The sequence below is a fragment of the Thalassospira sp. UBA1131 genome (genome assembly GCF_002311515.1).
In the GTDB taxonomy this organism is placed as follows: Bacteria; Pseudomonadota; Alphaproteobacteria; order Rhodospirillales; family Thalassospiraceae; genus Thalassospira.
Genome location: NZ_DCAO01000035.1, coordinates 1 through 18,424, shown reverse-complemented (window position 1 = coordinate 18,424; position 18,424 = coordinate 1). Strand labels below are relative to the sequence as shown.

The following is an 18,424-nucleotide window of genomic DNA, read 5'->3' as shown; positions in this document are numbered from 1 at the left end:
GACAGGGTTCGTCAGCAGTCTGAGCGCACCACATTCGGTGCGCTTTTTTTACTTTTGTTCGAACTTGTATTCAGTTGCCTATTCAACAACCTTCTTTACGAACTCCGATTTCAGCCCCATCTGACCGATCCCTGGAATTTTGCAATCGATATCGTGATCACCGTCAACAAGGCGAATGCCCTTAACCTTGGTCCCGACTTTAACAACAGCAGACGAACCTTTGACCTTAAGGTCCTTGATTACTGAAACCGTATCGCCATCGGCAAGTGGGGTGCCATTGGAATCGCGAACAACATTTGCATCCGCCTGACCCGTCGCAAGCGACCATTCATGGGCGCATTCAGGGCAGATCAACAAGTCACCGTCTTCGTAGGTGTAAGGGGATTCACATTTAGGGCAGGGTGGCAGTTCGCTCATATCAGTGGCCTTTCGACGATTATGACGTCCTGACAGATACGGCTTGGCAGCACGCAGAGAACATCACGATGCGACTACTGAACAGGCTTTTGCACTGTCTTGGAGTAAATGGCGGAGAGGGTGGGATTCGAACCCACGGTACCCGTAAAGGCACGGCGGTTTTCAAGACCGCTGCATTCAACCGCTCTGCCACCTCTCCGCAAAACTGGTTGGAGCGTTTCGCTCTGGGCGCTTTCAATAAATTGGGGAGAATGACCTGTCAATAGGGCAATCCAATATTGCAGCGAATGCTGGTGAATTATCCTGATTTCAGTATGGTAATAACGTTATACAAACCAATTCTTTTCGGAATTTTCACACGTGTTCTACTTCCTGTCCAAAACGGTAAGCATCCTGAGCGACGCTGTATTCATGCACGGTTTCCTCCTCACGGTTCTGTTGGGGTTCATGCTCCTCAAAAGAACACGCAAATTTGCAGTAGTTGGCTTGATTATTGTGAGCGGAGCCTCGTTGCTAATCACGGTTATCCCGGTTGGAGACGTGCTCTCGCATCCTCTTGAAACCCGTTTCGAGAAACCAAAACTCTCACAGATCGAGTTTGCTGGAACTGTCACATTGGCTGGGAGCCTTGACCCAGACAGTTACCTAGAGCGCGGCGAAATGAACGTATGGGGTTCCGCAGACCGGATATTCGCGATGCTGCGAGTTGCCAGCTTGTATCCTGATAAACCTGTCCTGTTCACTGGCGCGGATGGCAACCTGACAGAGCGTGGATTTAGCGAAGCAGTCGTCCTTGAAAACTGGTTGGACGAATCGGGCCTGAAAACGTCGAACATGTATTTTGAAGAAAAATCGCGGAACACGCACGAGAACGCGACGAAATCTCTGGAGATAGTTTATCGCGAGTGGCCTGAACTTGCCAAAAAGCCTTGGGTGCTAATCACTTCGGCGCAACATATGCCGAGGGCGGTAGGTGTATTCCGTCAGGCCGGCTGGAATGTGATCCCGTATCCGGTCGACAGATCCACCTCAAATGACATCCATTTAGCAAGTCTTAACGTCTCTGACGGTATCAAATCGTTGGGCCGCGCTTTGCGGGAATGGGTTGGTTTGACCGCCTATTACTGGACCGGCCGCACAGATGCATGGTTCCCTGGGCCGCAAGATCCTGGGGCAGAAAACTGATTACATGATTGGATGAGGCTTAGATGAAATTCTGGAAACTACTGACTGCCGCCTCCGTCGTTGCTGTGATGGCGGCAAATGCACCGGCCTTTGCACAGACCGATGAGAAACTTCCAGAATTCACCACCGAGGGATTTGACGAATGGCTCGTTGAATTCAAAAAGGAAGCCGCAAGCAAAGGCATTTCCGATGCCACACTCGACGTTGCCTTTGCCAATACCAAACCGATCCCCAAAGTGATCGAATATGATCGCAGCCAGCCGGAATTCAAACTGACCTTTGAACAATATCTTGATCGGGTTGTGCCGCAATCCCGCATCAATGAAGGTCGTAAGAAATACGCTGAAGACCGTGAAATCATTGACGCCGCGGCCAAGAAATACGGCGTGCCAGGCCACTATCTGACGGCGTTCTGGGGCATTGAAACCGGATTTGGTCGTTTCACAGGCGGTTATTCGGTTGTTGATTCACTTGCTACCCTGGCTTTTGAAGGACGCCGCGCCGAATATTTCCGCAAGGAATTGATGAACGCGTTGACCATCATCGATGCTGGCCATATCGCGCCGGAAAAGATGTCGGGCTCCTGGGCAGGGGCCATGGGGCAAGCACAGTTTATGCCATCTACCTTCCTGAATTACGCACGCGACGGAAACGGTGACGGCAAGATTGATCTTTGGGGGGCAAAAGAAGACGTCTTTGCCTCTGCGGCAAACTATCTTTCCTCGGTCGGATGGCATGCAGACGAGCGCTGGGGCCGCAAGATTTCGCTGCCGGAAAACTTCAACACCGAGTTTGAAGGTCGCGATATCCGCAAACCAATCTCTGAATGGCAGGAACTTGGCGTTCGCATGCCAAACGGCGCAGATTTGCCTGCGGCAGACATGGAAGCATCAATTGTCATCGTAAATGACGGTGAAGGTCCCGCATATATGGTTTATAACAACTTCCATACCATCATGCATTGGAACCGTTCGACTTACTTTGCGATTGCGGTTGGCACATTGGCCGATGCGATTGCCGGTCGTTAAAAACAACGTCCGGAAAACGGACATCTTGTCTGAACGAGCATGGACAGAGCATCTACAAGCGGGGACACCTTGATGCCCAAACCACGAAAAAGTGCCTTCGCACATCTGCGAGCCAAATGCCGCATTACCCTGGCGGTTGCAGCATTGGGCGTATTGCTGGCGGGCTGTGCTGAAACGCAACTGGCCGTCCATGGCGTCAAACGGCTTGGCGGTCAGTCACAACAACCTGCCCAAATCGGAAACTACAAGATTGGTAATCCATATGAGATTGCTGGCCAGTGGTATTATCCGGCCGTAGATTACGAATATACCGAAACCGGTATCGCATCCTGGTATGGCCCCAAATTCCATGGCAAGAAGACCGCCAACGGCGAGATTTTTGATCAGTATGAGGTTTCGGCCGCTCATCGGACTTTGCCACTGCCGAGCATCGTTCGGGTGACAAACCTTGAAAACGGCAAGTCGATCAAGGTACGGGTCAATGACCGTGGACCATTCGCTCACGGGCGGATCATCGATATGTCGCGCCGCGCAGCCCAGCTCCTCGGGTTTGAGCGAAAAGGTACGGCGAAGGTTCTCGTCGAAGTGGTTGAAGCCGAAAGCCGTCAGATCGCAGCAATCGCGCAAGGTAAAGCCGCCCCGCAAGTTACCTCGGCCGAACAAAGCACGGTTACAGCAGCACCGCGCGATGTTGTTGAAACAGTCCGTCTTGATGACGGGCCAATAACGGATGCAGGCGAACCGACGACTTCGAGTATCAAACTGACACCGCCGTCTTCCAGCGCCAGTGTCCAATCCGCACCACTTGATGGCGTGGTCGAAGAGGCCGCCGTGGTTGAAGTTGCGCCTGTCGCATCGTCTTCGATCTATGTCCAGGCAGGTGCCTTTTCCATTTATGACAATGCCTTAAACCTGCGCAATCGCCTTTATGATCTTGCCCCCAGCAAGATTGAGTCGATCGACGTCAAAGGCACGACCTTTTACCGCGTACGGCTTGGTCCGTTGGAAACAGTCCCGGAAGCGGACATCCTGCTTGAACGGGTGATTGCAACCGGCCAAAACGGGGCAAAAGTTGTCGTTGAGTGTGCTGATGGCGGCTCAGCGACATCAGTCTGTTGATTGAAAAAAGCCGGTTATGCTACCGCTTTAAAACGTCGGGTTTGTTGGTGTTGCACAATTCTGCCTAATTTGCGACATAAGCAAATCAGCGGATACACCGTTCCCCGGTGCATAGAGAAATTATTTTACAGGGTTTGAATGCCATGACTTTGATGCCACCAGTTCCGTTCAAAAACACTCTGAACCGGGTAGTGGCCGGAGCCTTTATTTTTGGCTCAGTCATGGCAATGTCGACGAGCTTTGCAAGCGCGCAGGCAATAGAGACCAGCGCACGTGAAGCTTTCATTATGGACTTCGATACCGGCGCTGTGCTGCTTGATAAAGAAGGAGACACCCTGACCGAGCCGGCTTCGATGACCAAGATGATGACCGTTCATATGCTGTTCAAGTATATCAAGGACGGTCGCGTTTCGATGGACGACACCTTCCACGTAAGTGAGAAAGCCTGGCGCAAGGGCGGATCGAAAATGTTTGTCGAGGTAAACTCTAACGTTTCGGTCTCTGACCTGCTGCACGGCATTATCGTTCAGTCGGGAAATGACGCGGCAATCGTCGTCGCAGAAGGAATTGGTGGATCCGAAGAAGCCTTTGCCGAGGCGATGACCGAAGAAGCCCGTGCAATCGGCATGACCAAGTCGGTCTTTAAAAACGCCACCGGTTGGCCAGCGGACGGCCACCTTGTCACGGTTCATGATCTTGCCATCCTTGCGCGCGATACCATTCGAAATTTCCCGGACCTTTACGAGCTCTATTCCGTCAAGGAATTCACCTATAACGGTATCCGTCAGCCCAACCGTAACCCGCTGCTGGGCACGAGTGCCGGTGTTGACGGGCTCAAAACCGGGCACACCGAAGCGGCTGGATACGGTCTTACGGCGTCAGCCGAGCGTGACGGGCGTCGGTTGATCCTTGTGGTTAACGGTCTGGATTCTGTACGTGAACGTCGCACGGAATCGCAGAAGCTTCTGGATTGGGGCTTCCGCGAATTTGACAATTATGATCTGTTTGCCGAGGGCGAGACCGTCAGTTCCGCCAATGTTTGGTTGGGTTCGGAAACCAAGGTTGATCTTGTCGCTGACAAGGAAATCCTTTTGACACTGCCACGCAGTGCGAGCCGCGATATGAAGGTCACCGTCGTCTATGATGGCCCGGTGCCGGCCCCGATCAGTCAGGGCGATCAGATCGCAACACTTAAGGTCGAAGTCCCGGACCAGGACACCATCGAGTTCCCGCTTTATGCCGCCCATGATGTCGGACGCCTTGGATTTGTCGGCCGTATTGGCGCAGCCTTCAAATATCTTCTCTGGGGGGCAAACGGGTGAAGTCGAAGCCCGGTTTGTTCATCAGTTTCGAAGGCGGTGAAGGCAGCGGAAAGTCCACCCAGATCCACCATTTGGCAACCTGGTTCCGCGAGCAGGGCCGGGATGTTGTCGTCACGCGTGAACCTGGTGGCTCGCCAGGTGCCGAGGAAATCCGCAACCTTATTCTGACGGGAGATCCCGGACGTTGGGACCCCGTAACCGAAGCGCTTCTGATGTTTGCGTCGCGTCGCGATCATGTTGAACGCACCATTCGTCCGGCCCTTGCCGAAGGCAAAGTCGTTCTTTGTGACCGGTTCGCGGACTCATCGGTTGTCTATCAGGGCTACGGCCATGGCCTTGGTGCAGACTATATCCGCAATCTTTGGAAGCTGGCGATCGGCGATTTTAAACCTGATCTGACCGTAATTTTTGATCTGCCGCTTGAAGTTGGTCTTGACCGAGCTGGGGCACGCTTTGCTAATGTCAGTGCCGCCGAGGACCGCTATGAACGCATGGGACTTGCATTTCACGAGCGCATACGTGACGGTTACCGCGAAATTGCAGCAACTGAAAAAGGCCGTTGTGTCGTCATTGACGCCAGTGGAGACATCGAAAGCGTAGGTGAACGTGTCATCGCCGCTGTTCAGGGGCGCATTGCCGGGCAGGGGACCTGATCATGGCCAAGGACGACCTTCCCGAAGAAGAAAACCCCTTTGATCCGCGACGCAATGATGCCCTTCTTGGCCACGAAGAGGCCGAGAAAGTCATTCTTGATGCCTTGAACAGCAAACGCATGCATCACGCTTGGCTACTGTGTGGTCCCAAGGGCGTCGGCAAGGCAACGCTTGCCTATCGTATGGCACGTTTCATCCTTTCCGGCGGCGGAAACAATGCTGGTGTAGGGCTGTTTGGAGGCCAGAATGACGGTCTTTACGTCGATCCAGAAGACCCGGTAGCGCGACGGATTGCCGGCGGAGGCCATGGTGATCTCAAGGTTATCGAGCGTCAATACGACGACAAGAAGAAGCGCCTGCAGGGCGAAATCACCGTTGCCAGCGTGCGCACGGTTGGCAATTTCATGTCGAAGACCTCGGCGGAGGGCGGATGGCGGATCGTCATCGTTGATGCCGCCGATGAACTGAACCGCAATGCTGCCAACGCGATCCTCAAGGTTCTCGAAGAACCGCCAGCCAACGCCATGATGATCCTTGTTGCCCATCATCCGGGACGGTTGCTACCGACCATTCGGTCGCGCTGTCGGCGCCTTAATCTTGGCCCGCTGCAAGATCATCAGGTTGTCGATCTTCTTGGGCGCTATTGCCCGGATATGGATCTTGGCGCACGTGACGCACTTTCGGGTCTCGCAGAAGGCAGCATCGGTCGTGCACTTCAACTCCACGAGGTGGGCGGGCTTGAGCTTTATACAGAACTTGTCGATATCATCGCCGCACTCCCCAATGCCGATGTCGCAGCCCAACACAAGTTTGCAGAGCGTTTTTCACCCGCAGACAAGGACGCGGCCTTTGCAACAATCGCGGAATTGATGCATTGGTGGCTTGCGCGAATGATCCGGTTTGCCGCCACAGGGCAAGCACCCCGCGAAGTCGTTGACGGTGAATTGCCCGCCATGCAGCGCATGGCAGCCGCGCAACCGCTTGATCAATGGCTGGAGGTATGGGAAAAGATCAACGAATTGATGGGCGCGACCCGCGGTTTGCATCTTGATCGCAAGCAGGCCTTGCTGAATGCATTCTTCATGCTTGAAGAAACCATGCGAACCTGACATCACTGCCCACATACCGAAATTTTGACCATCACGGCCCATTTCGGGCCGTTTTGTTTCACGACTTGCGCGAAGGATTTGCGACCATGACCGGGCACAAACAGCCCTATTACATCACGACACCGATCTATTACGTCAACGACAAGCCTCATATCGGCCATGCCTATACCACGCTTGCCTGTGACGTTCTGGCCCGCTTCAAGCGCCTGGACGGTTATGACGTGATGTTCCTGACCGGAACCGATGAACACGGTCAAAAGGTCGATAAATCGGCCTCGGCCAAGGGCATTGCCCCACAGGCGTTTACAGACCAGGTTTCGCAGAACTTCCGCGATCTTGCCGTTCACATGAACTATTCCAACGATGACTTCATCCGCACAACGGAAGAACGTCACAAAAAGGCCTGTCAGGCGCTTTGGAATACGTTGCTTGAAAAGGGCGAGATCTATCTGGGCTCCTATGATGGCTGGTATTCGGTCCGTGACGAGGCGTTCTACGGCGAGAAGGAACTGATCGAAAAAGACGGCGAAAAACTCGCACCGACCGGCGCACCGGTGGAGTGGGTGTCTGAACCGAGCTACTTCTTCAAGTTGTCTGCTTGGGGCGATCGCCTGCTGGAATTTTACGAACAGAACCCGGACTTCATCGCCCCCCAGTCACGCCGCAACGAAGTGATAAGCTTTGTGAAGGGGGGCATGCATGATCTTTCCGTATCACGCACCAGCTTCAAGTGGGGCGTTCCGGTGCCGGGTGACGAAGACCACGTCATGTATGTCTGGCTCGACGCACTGACCAACTATCTGACCGCGATCGGTTACCCGGATGCAGATCCGGCCAAACTTGAAAAATATTGGCCCGCTGACCTGCATATGGTCGGCAAGGATATCTTGCGTTTCCATGCTGTTTACTGGCCTGCATTTCTTCTGGCGGCAGGTATCACACCGCCGAAGCGCGTCTTTGCCCACGGCTGGTGGACCAACGAAGGCCAGAAAATCTCCAAATCGATCGGTAATGTGATTGATCCGTATGACCTGACCGATAAATACGGCTTGGATCAGACGCGCTATTTCCTGATGCGTGAAGTGCCGTTTGGCAATGATGGTGACTTTTCCCATCGTTCCATGGTCAACCGCATGAACAGCGAACTGGCCAATGATCTTGGCAATATGTGCCAGCGTGTTCTGTCGATGATCCACAAGAACTGCAACGCCGCGATCCCGACCCCGGGCGAGTTTACTGACGCGGACAAGGAAATCCTCGCCAAGGCACACGGCATGCTTGATACCGTGCGTCCGCTCTTTGACGAACAGGCGTTTAACAAGGGGCTGGAAGCGATCTGGGGTCTTGTGGGTGATGCCAACCGCTATGTCGATGAAATGGCACCTTGGGGCCTGAAAAAGACCGATCCTGAACGTATGGAGACGGTTTTGTATGTGCTGGCCGAGGTCATTCGCCACGTCGGTATCCTTGTTCAACCAATCATGCCGGACTCAGCGGCCAAAATCCTTGATCAGCTGGTGCTGGCCGATGATCAGCGCGGGTTTGATGCGCTTGGTCCGAACAATGCCCTGAAACCGGGGTCGGACATTCCGAAACCGGCTGGCGTTTTCCCGCGCTATGTCGAGACCGAGGATGAAGGAGAGAAGGCATGAATGTCGCCCTTGTCGACAGCCACTGCCATCTGGACTACCCGCAGTTTTCCGACGATCTGAGCGGAACCCTTGCGCGGGCCAAAAACGCCGGCGTTGGCATGATGGTCAGCATCGGCGTTAAACTGACGACCTTTGAGAAGGTCCGCGCGGTTGCCGAACAATCTGATCATATCTATTGCACGATTGGCGTTCATCCGCATGAGGCAGGTGAGGAGGGGCTTTCAAGCCCCGATGCGCTGATCGAAAAGGCATCCGACCCGAAAGTCATCGGGATCGGCGAAAGCGGTCTGGATTATTTCTATGACAATGCCCCGCGCGATGCGCAGCAGCAAAGCTTCCGCGCCCATATCGCGGCCTGCCGCGAAACGGGTTTGCCCCTGATTGTCCATACCCGTGATGCCGATGACGACACGATGGATATTCTGGAAGAAGAGTATGAGAAGGGGCCGTTTACCGGCGTTATTCATTGCTTTTCCAGTTCGGCAACGCTAGCGCAGCGTGCGTTGAACATCGGGTTTTATATTTCTTGTTCTGGCATCATTACCTTTAATTCGGCCAAAGAAATTCGTGCCGCTGTTGAAGACGTACCGCTGGATCGGCTGCTGGTGGAAACGGATGCACCGTATCTGGCACCGGTGCCCAAGCGCGGCAAACCGAACGAACCGAGCTATGTCGCCCATACAGCAGCCAAGCTTGCCGAAATCAAAGGTGTAACAGTTGAAGAAATCACGCGAATAACGACGGATAACTTCTTCAAACTGTTCGCAAAAGCCGATCGAAACAACCTGCTTGCGCTGGGAGCAGAATAACAGTGACGAAGGTAACCATCCTTGGCTGCGGCTCCTCAAATGGTGTGCCATCGGTTGGCCTTGGATGGGGCAAGTGCGACCGGAACAATCCGAAAAACCAACGTTTACGCAGCTCTATCCTGATCGAGGAAGCTGGCAAAAAGATCCTTGTCGACGTGACACCGGATTTTCGCCAGCAGGCGCTGACGCACGGGATCGACCACGTCGATGCGATCCTGTTTACCCATTCACATGCCGATCATGTGCATGGCATTGATGATGTTCGCTGGTTGAATGTCGCCATGGAGCGTCCGATTGATATCTATGCGAATGCACAGACAATCTCGGACATTGATCATCGCTTCAATTATGTCTTCACGCCGCTGCCAGAAGGCGTTGAGTTCTATTTCAAGCCGGTATTGATCCCGCATGTCATCACAGGGCCAATCAAGCCAGCAGGGGTCCCAATTACGGTTTTCAGCCAAGACCACGGCTATGGCGAGACCCTTGGGTTCAAAGTAGGCAAGTTTGCCTATTCAACGGATGTCGTTGAGTTCCCCGAAGAATCCAAAGAACATCTCTATGATCTGGATGTCTGGGTCGTGGATTGCTTGCGGCATCGTCCGCACAACACGCACGCACATCTCGAAAAACTTCTTGGCTGGGTCGAAGAATTCAAACCCAAGCAAGTCTATATGACGCACATGAGCATCCAGTTCGACTACGCACAGGCGATGGCAGACACGCCAGATCACGTCGAACCAGCTTATGATGGCTTGGTTATTGAGGTGAACTAAGCGCCAAAGACTTCAAAGGCGAGATCGAAATGCCCTAATGCGACACCATACTGAATAGTTCTATAATATATATTATGACAAAATTGACTTATCCAAAAGCGTTGCGTTTAGGTCGACAATCGCTGGAAGAACCCCATATGTGAGGCTTGCGCAGCGTAGCGAAGCTAGACACACATATGGGGTTCTTCGGTTGACGTTGCTTTGATATCTAGCGAAACAGTTATCGGCTTGAGTTAAATGCACACAACTCAATTCTTACCTGACAGTCTTCAGACATCAATAGTACTAGACGAACATGGTGTCCCACGTTTTTGGAGCACAGTCTGGCTTGACACCTTCAAGACACGGTTAGCGAACAGCACGCGAACACGTTACTGCAGAAATCTAAGTCAACTTTACGAATATTCTGACGAGCTTTACGGAACGCTTTTGGATAAGTCACTTTGGAAAATTATTGATTGTGTATCCAGGCAACCTAACTGATTGAACTATCAATTGGTTCTCCTGCCCACACCAACATTCCGCTATACTGTGCCGGTACCGCCAAGGCAGAAACGCACATCTCAGGCTGCTCCCTTCGAGTAACAATGCCTGTCGCTTTAAACCGTGCTTCATAGAGACACCACGCATTATAAAATGCCTCTGCCGACAGTCCCACATCGGCCCAACCAAGCGACTGGATCATACCCTCAATATTTCGGTCGGGTTCGTGATACTCAACATCGATGCCAACCGCGATTTGTTCATCGCATCCGAGTGCGATGCAGACCAGATCTCGGCTATGGCTGATACTTGCCATCAAGGTCTTATCTGAAAGCCTGACTACCGGCCTGCCCGACGGTTCCTTTGAAACCTCAAATGCCTGCGAAGGTCCTAAATGCTTCAGCGCGACGTTACGGAGCATTGATTGTGCGGTGTTTGATGATCGCAGACGCTGTGCGCGACGGCTTTCGTTCGCGCCATGCTTCAATCGCAAAATGGACCATAAAACTCTTCCATTTCCGGCAACATGAACAGGAACTGATGGGAAATTTTCGTCTGAAGGCCAAGTTTTGGTTGAATGGTTCATCATGGTTTCATTACACAATTAAGTATTGTTGTAACATGCAACAATCATCCTTACCGGATGCACAACATAATATCGAAAATTGGTAGGTTGGATATGCGCCCTTTTAAGTTTGCCGTCGTCGGTTTATTGACACTTCTTGTCGCGGCCTGCCGCACGGCACCTGTCGAAAATGTCACTCATCATGCATTCCCGGCCGGCACTAAAAAGCTCAGCCTTGCGCAAATTGAAGAAAGCATTATCAAAGCCGCGTCCGACCGTGACTGGATCATCACCCGTCAGGCTGACGGCGTATTGTTCGCCACATACTCCCCACGCTCGCACATGGCAAAAGTTAGAATCGGCTTTGACAAAACCGAATTCTCGATTGTGTACGCCGATAGTACGAACCTGAGCTATGACGGCGCCTCGATCCATTACAATTACAATCGTTGGGTCAATAACCTGCGTCAGGATATCTTGCGTGAAGTGTCGGCCAAAGCCGCGCTTGCCAACTGACCGCGCCACTTATGGCAGTGCAAGTCAGCATTACAAACTGGGCGTTCTGGCGCGGGTCTGACGATCACGCTGATCTGAAATACGGAACGCCCGGGCTGCTTCAATCCAGTAAAACCGGGATCGGCAAGACTGACTTGGCTGGCGGTTTGAAACCGGCATGGAAACGCCGACTGGATCTGTATGGCCGTGCCGCAGCAGAAGTCTTGGCCAAAACCTTGCGCACAGACGACAATCCATACATTGTGTTTGCGTCACGACACGGAAATATCGAACGCACTGTAAAGCTTCTGCACCAGGTCATAACCAACGAAGCACTCTCCCCGGCCGACTTCGGCATGTCGGTTCACAATGCGCTGGTGGGCATCGCATCGATTAACTGGTCAATAACTGAAAGCCATACTGCCGTTGCCGCCGGGCCGGATAGCCTTATCGCCGGTATGACAGAGGCTATTTGCCAGATCAATGACACCAACCTGCCCGTCATATTGTGCTATATCGACCTGCCGCTGCCTGATGTTTACAAACATCTTGAACAGGGTGACCAAACTGGAACCGCGCTGGCCGTGCGGTTCGAACCTTTATCGGATGCCAGCCAATCCAATAGTTACACGGCCGACTTCGGTACGACTTCGGAAACGCCCCAGGTATCAGCACCTCTTGAAGCAGAGCGGTTTGCCAAATTTTTGGAAAGCGGCCTAGGCGATCACACGCTCTCCGGCACCAACGGTTGTTGGACCGTTAGCAAAAATGACTGACAAGATAGCTCAGCGGCCAAGACCTCCGCGCAAACGCCCCCCAAAAGGCTTTAACTGGTACTGGCGCCTTTTCGCCACGGGCTTTGCCTTTGCCAGCTTCGGGCTCGGCGGGCTTTTTATGGCGCTTACGATTTTTCCGGCCATGATGCTGGTGCTTCAGGATCGCGAAAAACGTAGGCGCTATGCCCAGCTGGTGATTTGTCGCGGTTTCCGAGTTTTTGCCGGAATGCTTGATATAATTGGCGTCGCCTCGGTCGAAACCGAGAATATTGCGCAGCTTCGTGCAGCAAGTGGGTCGATCATCATCGCGAACCACCCTACTCTGCTTGATGTTGTGATGATCCTGGCACAGCTTGATAAGTGCCAATGTGTCGTAAAGCACCAGCTGTTTCGGAATCCGTTTTTGTTCGGTGTTGTGCGGGCTGCCGGCTTTATTCGCAATGATGACAACCCGGAACACCTGATTAAACAGGCGAAACATCATCTGAGTGATGGTGCGTGCATCCTGATCTTCCCGGAGGGAACGCGTACGCCAAGCAACCAAACATTGGGGAAATTCCAACGTGGCGTTGCCAACATTGCGATAGAAACACAAGCCGACTTGATTCCGGTGGTTGTGCACTGTAATCACGATACTCTGAAAAAAGGGGTACCGTGGTATAGGATCGCACCATCGAAAATACGCTATCGTATCGTGGTGGATAAGCCGCTTGCATTTGGGGATTTGCATGATCCGGAGCACAGCCGCGCCAAACAGGCCCGGTATGTTACCCGGTTCATCAGGGATTATTTTGTGGACAGACTGAAGAATGACTGCGCTGGAAAACGAACTTAAAGCCTTTATTATCGAGACGCTTAACCTTGAAGACGTCACAGTCGAAGAAATTGACAGCGAAGAACCGCTTTTTGTCGAGGGGCTTGGACTTGATTCCATTGATGCGCTCGAACTCGGGGTCGCCATTCAGAAGAAATACGACGTCCGTATTGATGCCAAGAACGAAGATGTCAAAACCCACTTCGCTTCGGTCCGCAACCTTGCGCGCTTCATCGAACAGTCCGGCAAGGAGGGGTAATCATGCATAGCCGTGAAGACGTTTATCAGCAGCTCCATGATTATCTTGTCGATATGTTCGAAGTCCCGGCCGAAGACATCCAGCCTGATGCCCGCTTGATGGAAGACCTCGATCTCGACAGTATTGATGCGGTTGATCTGATTGTGAAGTTTCAGGAAATTACCGGCAAGAAAATCCCTGCGATGGAATTCCGTTCGGTGCGTACGGTCGATGATGTGGTAGAGAAAATTCATGACCTGGTCAGTTCCTAAACGGATTTTGACCATCGTTATTGCCCTGTTGGGCATCGCCTATCCGGTTATCGTGTATTTCGGTTTGGGCGTGGTTTCGCCACGCATCATCCTGATCGCGGCCATCATCTTTGTCATTGCACGCGCTGTTATGTTCTTCATCGCGCACAAATATGGTGAGGGACTGATTGCCGGCATCGTTGCTGTCATCCTCGGCGCAGCAGGCTTTGCCAGCGAGATATTGGCTTTGCGTTTCTACCCGGTCATTATCAGTGCGACGCTTGCCCTGGTATTTACGCTGTCGCTGTTCTCTGGAATGCCGATTATTGAGCGGTTCGCCCGCCTGCAAACACTGGAATTGGATGCGTTCGGGGTGATTTACACCCGCAGATTGACCAAAGTATGGATCGCGTTCTTTATTGCGAATGGTCTGGTTGCCTTGTGGACCGCACTTTACGCAACACTTGAAACATGGACCCTATATAACGGGTTGATTTCATATATTTTGATTGCGGTTTTGTTTGTCGGGGAATGGCCTGTTCGTCGCATCATCAAAGCCCGCCACCAACATCACATCAATGATCATCGAGCATGACCGGATTTTTGACAGCCCTTTACCAGACAGAAAGCCGCAATCGCCCACAATGCATTGTTGGTGAACGGCTAATCACGCGCGAAGAGTTGGTGAAGGATGCCATCACACTTGCAGCAAACCTTCCGGGTGAAAAACGCATCGCAGTTCACTGTCAATCTGCACATCTGTTCACGATTGCCCTGATGGCAATATGGCAGCGTGGCTCGACGGTAATCCTGCCTGCGACCGACAAACCCGCCTATCTCGGCACCATCGATGATCAGTTTGATCTTTTCCTTGATGACGCATCAATCGAAGATCTGATGAAAGCTGGTCAAGCAACCTGTCCTCAGCAACCAGACCAAACACCGGACCCAGCACGTTGTTTTGCCGTATTTTTTACGTCTGGCAGCACAGGTCTTCCGAAGCCCATCACGAAAACACTTGAACAGATTGAGCAAGAAGTCACCATTCAGGACCCGCTATGGTCACCGATGATTTCGCCAAGCGCGCGGATTGTCGGGCTTGTTTCGCACCAGCATATTTACGGGCTGATCTTTCGTGTGATCTGGCCGGTTATGTCTGGCCGGATATTCACCGCTGACCCTGCGCCATTCTGGGAAATGATGCAGGGTGACCTTAAACAGGGAGATGTCCTGATCACCAGTCCCGCACATCTCAAGAACCTGCACCCGGGTCTGGCCGATATAGCGCGACCATCTCTGATTTTCTCGTCCGGCGGACCGCTTGATTACGAACATGCACGAGCAGCGCGGGACATGTTCGGAACCTGTCCTATCGAAATATATGGTAGCACGGAAACCGGCGGCATTGCTTATCGACGACAAACATCCACTGAAACAGATTGGACGCCCCTGCCCGGCGTAACACCGCGCCTGAATGATAAGGGATGCCTTGCCGTACAGGCACCGCATATTGCCAAGGCTGACTGGTATCAAACAGAAGACAAAGCCGATATTGACCAAACTTCCGGGGAGTTTCGCTTGCTGGGGCGTGCCGACCGCATCGTAAAGATTGAAGGAAAACGTGTTTCACTGAGTTCGGTGGAACAACATTTGATGTCCTCTGATCTGGTATCGGAGGCGGTTGTTTTACTTCCCGACGATAATGATCGCCGACTTGGTGCAATTGTTGTTCTTAGCGATGCGGGGGTTGCCCGGCACAAAGAACTGGGCACTTTTCGGATGGGCCGTTTGTTACGCCGGCAGATTGCCGAGTTTGAAGAGGACGCCGCCCTGCCCCAGCGCTGGCGGTTTGTTGACCACATCCCGACAGACAGCCAGGGCAAGCGCCCGCTTCATCTGTTGCGCGCTGTGTTCGGACAAAGGCCAACAGAGCCCGATATTCTCGAAACTGTTCAAACCAACGATCAGGTCGCGCTCAAACTGAGACTGCGCGAAGACCTGATTTACTTCGCCGGTCATTTCCCGGACATGCCGATTTTACCTGGCGTTACCCAACTTCATTGGGCGACGTCCTATGCGTCATCCATGTTCGGAACGCCGGAAACAACCTCTGAGGTTTCACAGCTTAAGTTCCGAAAACCGATCCTCCCGGGGCATGTTGTGAACTTGGAAATGCGCCTTCATGCAAGTCGCCTGAAAGTAAAATTCCGTTACTTCTCGGACAGTGACGGAGATCTGAGTTCAGGCATATTGAAGTATGATGGTGACGCCACATGAAGCTTTGTGCCGTCGTCCCCACCCACAACCACAGTTCCGCGCTGGAAAGTGTCGTGACGCGCATTCGTGCGCACGATATCCCGGTTTTTATCGTCGATGATGGTTCGGACACCGAAACCAGGAACGCCGTAAGCAGGTTACATTCACCTGATAGCGGTGTTTACTGCCAACGGCTTGATGAAAATGCTGGCAAAGGCGTGGCCGTGATGACGGGTGTGGCCGCGGCCAAGCGTCATGGTTTCACCCATGCCTTTCAGATTGACGCCGATGGTCAGCATGACCTTGATCGCATCGATGACATGGTCAAACTTGCGCAACAATCCCCGAACGCCCTTGTTACCGGACTTCCGATATATGATGACAGCATTCCCAGCGGCCGCAAAATCGGCCGCTGGGTGACCCATGTCTGGGTGTGGATTGAAACACTGTCGCTTCAGATCCGCGACAGCATGTGCGGGTTTCGCATCTATCCCATTGGCCCAAGCCTTGATATCTGGAAACGCTATGGCATCGGCCACAGGATGGACTTCGACACCGACATCATGGTTCGCCTTTTCTGGCAGGGCGTGCCCGTAATCCATATGCCCATCAAGGTCACCTACCCGGTTGGAAACACGTCGAACTTCCGCATTTGGCGCGATAACGTTCTGATTAGTTGGATGCATACCCGACTGGTGTGCGGCATGCTTGCAAGACTTCCACGCTTCATTGCCAAGGGCGGAAAGTTTGCGTCATCCACAAACGCAAACACCGACAATCATTGGTCTGAAATCGATGAACGCGGCATTTATTGGGGCATGCGTTTTCTCGGACAGGTTTATCGTTTTGGTGGACGAAAGCTCTGTCTGGCAGTGATGTCGCCGATTATTGCCTATTTCTTCGTGACTGGGCGCACGGCACGGGCGGCATCGCAAGACTTCCTAGAACGCGTAGCAGCACATAATGGTCATCCCAAGCCGACCTGGCGTGACAGCTTTGGCCATTTCATGAAGTTCGGGGAATCTGCCCTTGATAAAATCGCTGCCTGGTGCGGCGAAATGAACATCGATGATCTTGACCTGCCCGAAGATGCGGACAGTTTGTTTTCCTATATTCCCCGGGATCAGGCGGTAATCCTCTTTGTCTCGCACTTTGGCAATATCGAACTCGTTCGTGCCATTGCCAGCCGCGATCGTAACTTTCGGGTCAATGTGCTGCTTCATCAGAAAAATGCTGCCCGGTTCGGCCGCGTGCTTCAACAGCTTGCCCCGGAAAGCCAGGTTGACCTGATCGAGGTTACCGAGATCGGCCCGGATACCGCGATGCTTCTTCGTGAAAAGGCGGAACGTGGTGAATGGATCGTAATTGCTGCTGACCGTGTGGCTATTGGCGCCCGGGATAAAACAGTTTCTGTGCCCTTTGTCGGCCAGAATGCCCCATTCCCGCAGGGGCCATTTATCCTTGCCCACCTTCTGCAGTGCCCGGTCTACATGGTCGCGGCCTGGCGCGATGGTAAACGTTTCAACATTTCTTGGGAAAAGCTGGCTGAACGCATAGACTTGCCGCGCAAGACACGCACGGCCACAATCACGAAATATGCAAAAACATATGCAAGCTGGCTGGAAAAGCTTGTTGTGAAACAACCGTTGCAATGGTTCAATTTTTACGATTTCTGGGCAGACAAGAAGGATAAAAATGAATAACCACCAGGAACACGCCATATGTGGCAATGAGGGCGTTTGATGATCAGCGCATCAGTCACAGAAATCGTACAGTTTTATCATCTCGACCCGATGAACGTGGTCTGGCATGGCAATTACGTTCAGTTCTTCGAGAATGCCCGGTGTGCCCTGCTCGACAAGATTGACTACAATTACCCGCAGATGGATGAGTCCGGCTTTGTCTGGCCGATCGTCGATATGCGCGTCAAATATGTCGCCCCCTGTCGCTTTGGTCAGGAAATCACAATCACGGCAACCCTGCGGGAATACGAAAATCGCCTGAAGATCGACTATCTGGTGACGGACGCGAAAACGGGCCAAAAGCTGACCAAGGGATTTACCATTCAGGTCGCGGTTGAAAAAGGCAGCGGCGAAATGCTGTATCGCAGCCCGGATTTCTTCATCGAAAAGATGGAGGCTCTCCTGTGATCCGCCGTTTTCTTGTTCTGATCAAACTGTGTGCAATCGTCATTGTCGGTCTGTCGACTGGGCAGCGGGCATTGCATGCTGAGACAGTAAAACCCGCCCCACTTGATGAGAACGAGTACCTTCACGGCACGTTTGAGCTTGCCCGTCATCTGGAAGGATTTGAAGAGCCGCTGCTATCGCGTGGTGAATTCGTTATATCGCCTCAAAATGGTTTGATCTGGAAAACAACTTTCCCGTTTCCCGGAATAACCGTCCTTGAGGATGATGGAATTTTTACGATTACCCCAAATGGTGACCGAAATGCCATGGCAAGCGGGTCAGAGACA

At 52.6% G+C, this 18,424-nt stretch carries 21 protein-coding genes and 1 tRNA gene; 19 read left to right on the top strand and 3 right to left on the bottom strand.

All coding sequences use genetic code 11. The features are described from left to right. Positions 1–78 precede the first annotated feature (78 nt). Together B3Z49_RS05115 and B3Z49_RS05110 are read right to left on the bottom strand one after the other, a co-directional pair. Positions 79–417, bottom strand: a complete 339-nt coding sequence (locus tag B3Z49_RS05115; protein ID WP_120224727.1) for a zinc ribbon domain-containing protein YjdM — start codon at positions 415–417, stop codon at positions 79–81. 109 nt (positions 418–526) lie between these two features. Beyond that, positions 527–616 (bottom strand) — tRNA-Ser (locus B3Z49_RS05110). Between the two features lie 161 nt (positions 617–777). On the opposite strand from B3Z49_RS05110, the gene B3Z49_RS05105 reads away from it, so the two are divergent. The 9 genes from B3Z49_RS05105 (at position 778) to B3Z49_RS05065 (ending at position 10,070) form a co-directional block, all read left to right on the top strand. Next, positions 778–1,602 (top strand): YdcF family protein, encoded by an 825-nt coding sequence (locus tag B3Z49_RS05105; RefSeq protein ID WP_296988617.1) that lies wholly within the window; start codon positions 778–780, stop codon positions 1,600–1,602. 23 nt (positions 1,603–1,625) lie between these two features. Continuing rightward, on the top strand, positions 1,626–2,630 hold the full coding sequence (locus B3Z49_RS05100) for a lytic murein transglycosylase (RefSeq protein ID WP_296988616.1): 1,005 nt from the start codon (positions 1,626–1,628) through the stop codon (positions 2,628–2,630). 72 nt (positions 2,631–2,702) lie between these two features. Continuing rightward, positions 2,703–3,749: a septal ring lytic transglycosylase RlpA family protein gene (locus B3Z49_RS05095; RefSeq protein ID WP_296988615.1), complete on the top strand. Its 1,047-nt coding sequence runs from the start codon at positions 2,703–2,705 to the stop codon at positions 3,747–3,749. Positions 3,750–3,976: 227 nt separating this feature from the next. After that, complete coding sequence (locus B3Z49_RS05090) at positions 3,977–5,071, top strand: D-alanyl-D-alanine carboxypeptidase family protein (protein ID WP_296988614.1); 1,095 nt, start codon at positions 3,977–3,979, stop codon at positions 5,069–5,071. Continuing rightward, a complete protein-coding gene (gene tmk, locus B3Z49_RS05085) occupies positions 5,068–5,724 on the top strand; it encodes a dTMP kinase (protein ID WP_296988612.1) in 657 nt (218 codons plus the stop codon). The genes B3Z49_RS05090 and tmk overlap by 4 nt, the downstream gene beginning before the upstream one ends. 2 nt (positions 5,725–5,726) lie before the next feature. Next, a complete protein-coding gene (locus B3Z49_RS05080) occupies positions 5,727–6,833 on the top strand; it encodes a DNA polymerase III subunit delta' (protein WP_296988611.1) in 1,107 nt (368 codons plus the stop codon). 86 nt (positions 6,834–6,919) lie between these two features. Further along, the gene (gene metG / locus B3Z49_RS05075; RefSeq protein ID WP_296988610.1) at positions 6,920–8,485 is read left to right on the top strand and encodes a methionine--tRNA ligase; all 1,566 of its coding nucleotides are present in this window, start codon (positions 6,920–6,922) and stop codon (positions 8,483–8,485) included. Further along, positions 8,482–9,294: a TatD family hydrolase gene (locus B3Z49_RS05070; protein ID WP_296988609.1), complete on the top strand. Its 813-nt coding sequence runs from the start codon at positions 8,482–8,484 to the stop codon at positions 9,292–9,294. Before metG ends, B3Z49_RS05070 begins: the two co-directional genes overlap by 4 nt. Before the next feature lie 2 nt (positions 9,295–9,296). After that, positions 9,297–10,070 carry an MBL fold metallo-hydrolase gene (locus B3Z49_RS05065; protein WP_296988608.1) on the top strand — a complete coding sequence of 258 codons (774 nt, stop codon included), beginning with the start codon at positions 9,297–9,299 and terminating at the stop codon, positions 10,068–10,070. A gap of 475 nt (positions 10,071–10,545) precedes the next feature. Here B3Z49_RS05065 and B3Z49_RS05060 read toward each other — a convergent pair whose 3' ends face one another. Further along, positions 10,546–11,139 (bottom strand): 4'-phosphopantetheinyl transferase family protein, encoded by a 594-nt coding sequence (locus B3Z49_RS05060; protein ID WP_296988606.1) that lies wholly within the window; start codon positions 11,137–11,139, stop codon positions 10,546–10,548. An 87-nt stretch (positions 11,140–11,226) separates the two neighbouring features. Here B3Z49_RS05060 and B3Z49_RS05055 point away from each other — a divergent pair, with 87 nt between their 5' ends. The 10 genes from B3Z49_RS05055 to B3Z49_RS05010 all read left to right on the top strand — a co-directional run. Then, positions 11,227–11,634, top strand: coding sequence for a hypothetical protein (locus B3Z49_RS05055; RefSeq protein ID WP_296988605.1), 408 nt, complete (start codon positions 11,227–11,229; stop codon positions 11,632–11,634). A 146-nt stretch (positions 11,635–11,780) separates the two neighbouring features. Next, positions 11,781–12,389, top strand: a complete 609-nt coding sequence (locus B3Z49_RS05050; RefSeq protein WP_296988603.1) for a beta-ketoacyl synthase chain length factor — start codon at positions 11,781–11,783, stop codon at positions 12,387–12,389. Continuing rightward, entirely contained in the window at positions 12,382–13,224 is an 843-nt protein-coding gene (locus tag B3Z49_RS05045; RefSeq protein WP_296988602.1) for a lysophospholipid acyltransferase family protein, read from the top strand. Before B3Z49_RS05050 ends, B3Z49_RS05045 begins: the two co-directional genes overlap by 8 nt. Further along, positions 13,199–13,462, top strand: a complete 264-nt coding sequence (locus B3Z49_RS05040) for a phosphopantetheine-binding protein (protein WP_064781382.1) — start codon at positions 13,199–13,201, stop codon at positions 13,460–13,462. The genes B3Z49_RS05045 and B3Z49_RS05040 overlap by 26 nt, the downstream gene beginning before the upstream one ends. A gap of 2 nt (positions 13,463–13,464) precedes the next feature. Continuing rightward, entirely contained in the window at positions 13,465–13,713 is a 249-nt protein-coding gene (locus B3Z49_RS05035) for an acyl carrier protein (RefSeq protein WP_064781383.1), read from the top strand. Beyond that, complete coding sequence (locus tag B3Z49_RS05030) at positions 13,694–14,287, top strand: hypothetical protein (RefSeq protein ID WP_296988597.1); 594 nt, start codon at positions 13,694–13,696, stop codon at positions 14,285–14,287. Before B3Z49_RS05035 ends, B3Z49_RS05030 begins: the two co-directional genes overlap by 20 nt. Continuing rightward, on the top strand, positions 14,284–15,969 hold the full coding sequence (locus tag B3Z49_RS05025; RefSeq protein WP_296988596.1) for an AMP-binding protein: 1,686 nt from the start codon (positions 14,284–14,286) through the stop codon (positions 15,967–15,969). The genes B3Z49_RS05030 and B3Z49_RS05025 overlap by 4 nt, the downstream gene beginning before the upstream one ends. After that, positions 15,966–17,651, top strand: a complete 1,686-nt coding sequence (locus tag B3Z49_RS05020) for a glycosyltransferase family 2 protein (RefSeq protein WP_296988594.1) — start codon at positions 15,966–15,968, stop codon at positions 17,649–17,651. The genes B3Z49_RS05025 and B3Z49_RS05020 overlap by 4 nt, the downstream gene beginning before the upstream one ends. A 39-nt stretch (positions 17,652–17,690) precedes the next feature. Continuing rightward, entirely contained in the window at positions 17,691–18,098 is a 408-nt protein-coding gene (locus B3Z49_RS05015; RefSeq protein WP_296988593.1) for an acyl-CoA thioesterase, read from the top strand. Further along, positions 18,095–18,424: LolA family protein (locus tag B3Z49_RS05010; protein WP_296988590.1), on the top strand; the 330-nt coding region annotated here is incomplete at its 3' end. The genes B3Z49_RS05015 and B3Z49_RS05010, both read left to right, overlap by 4 nt.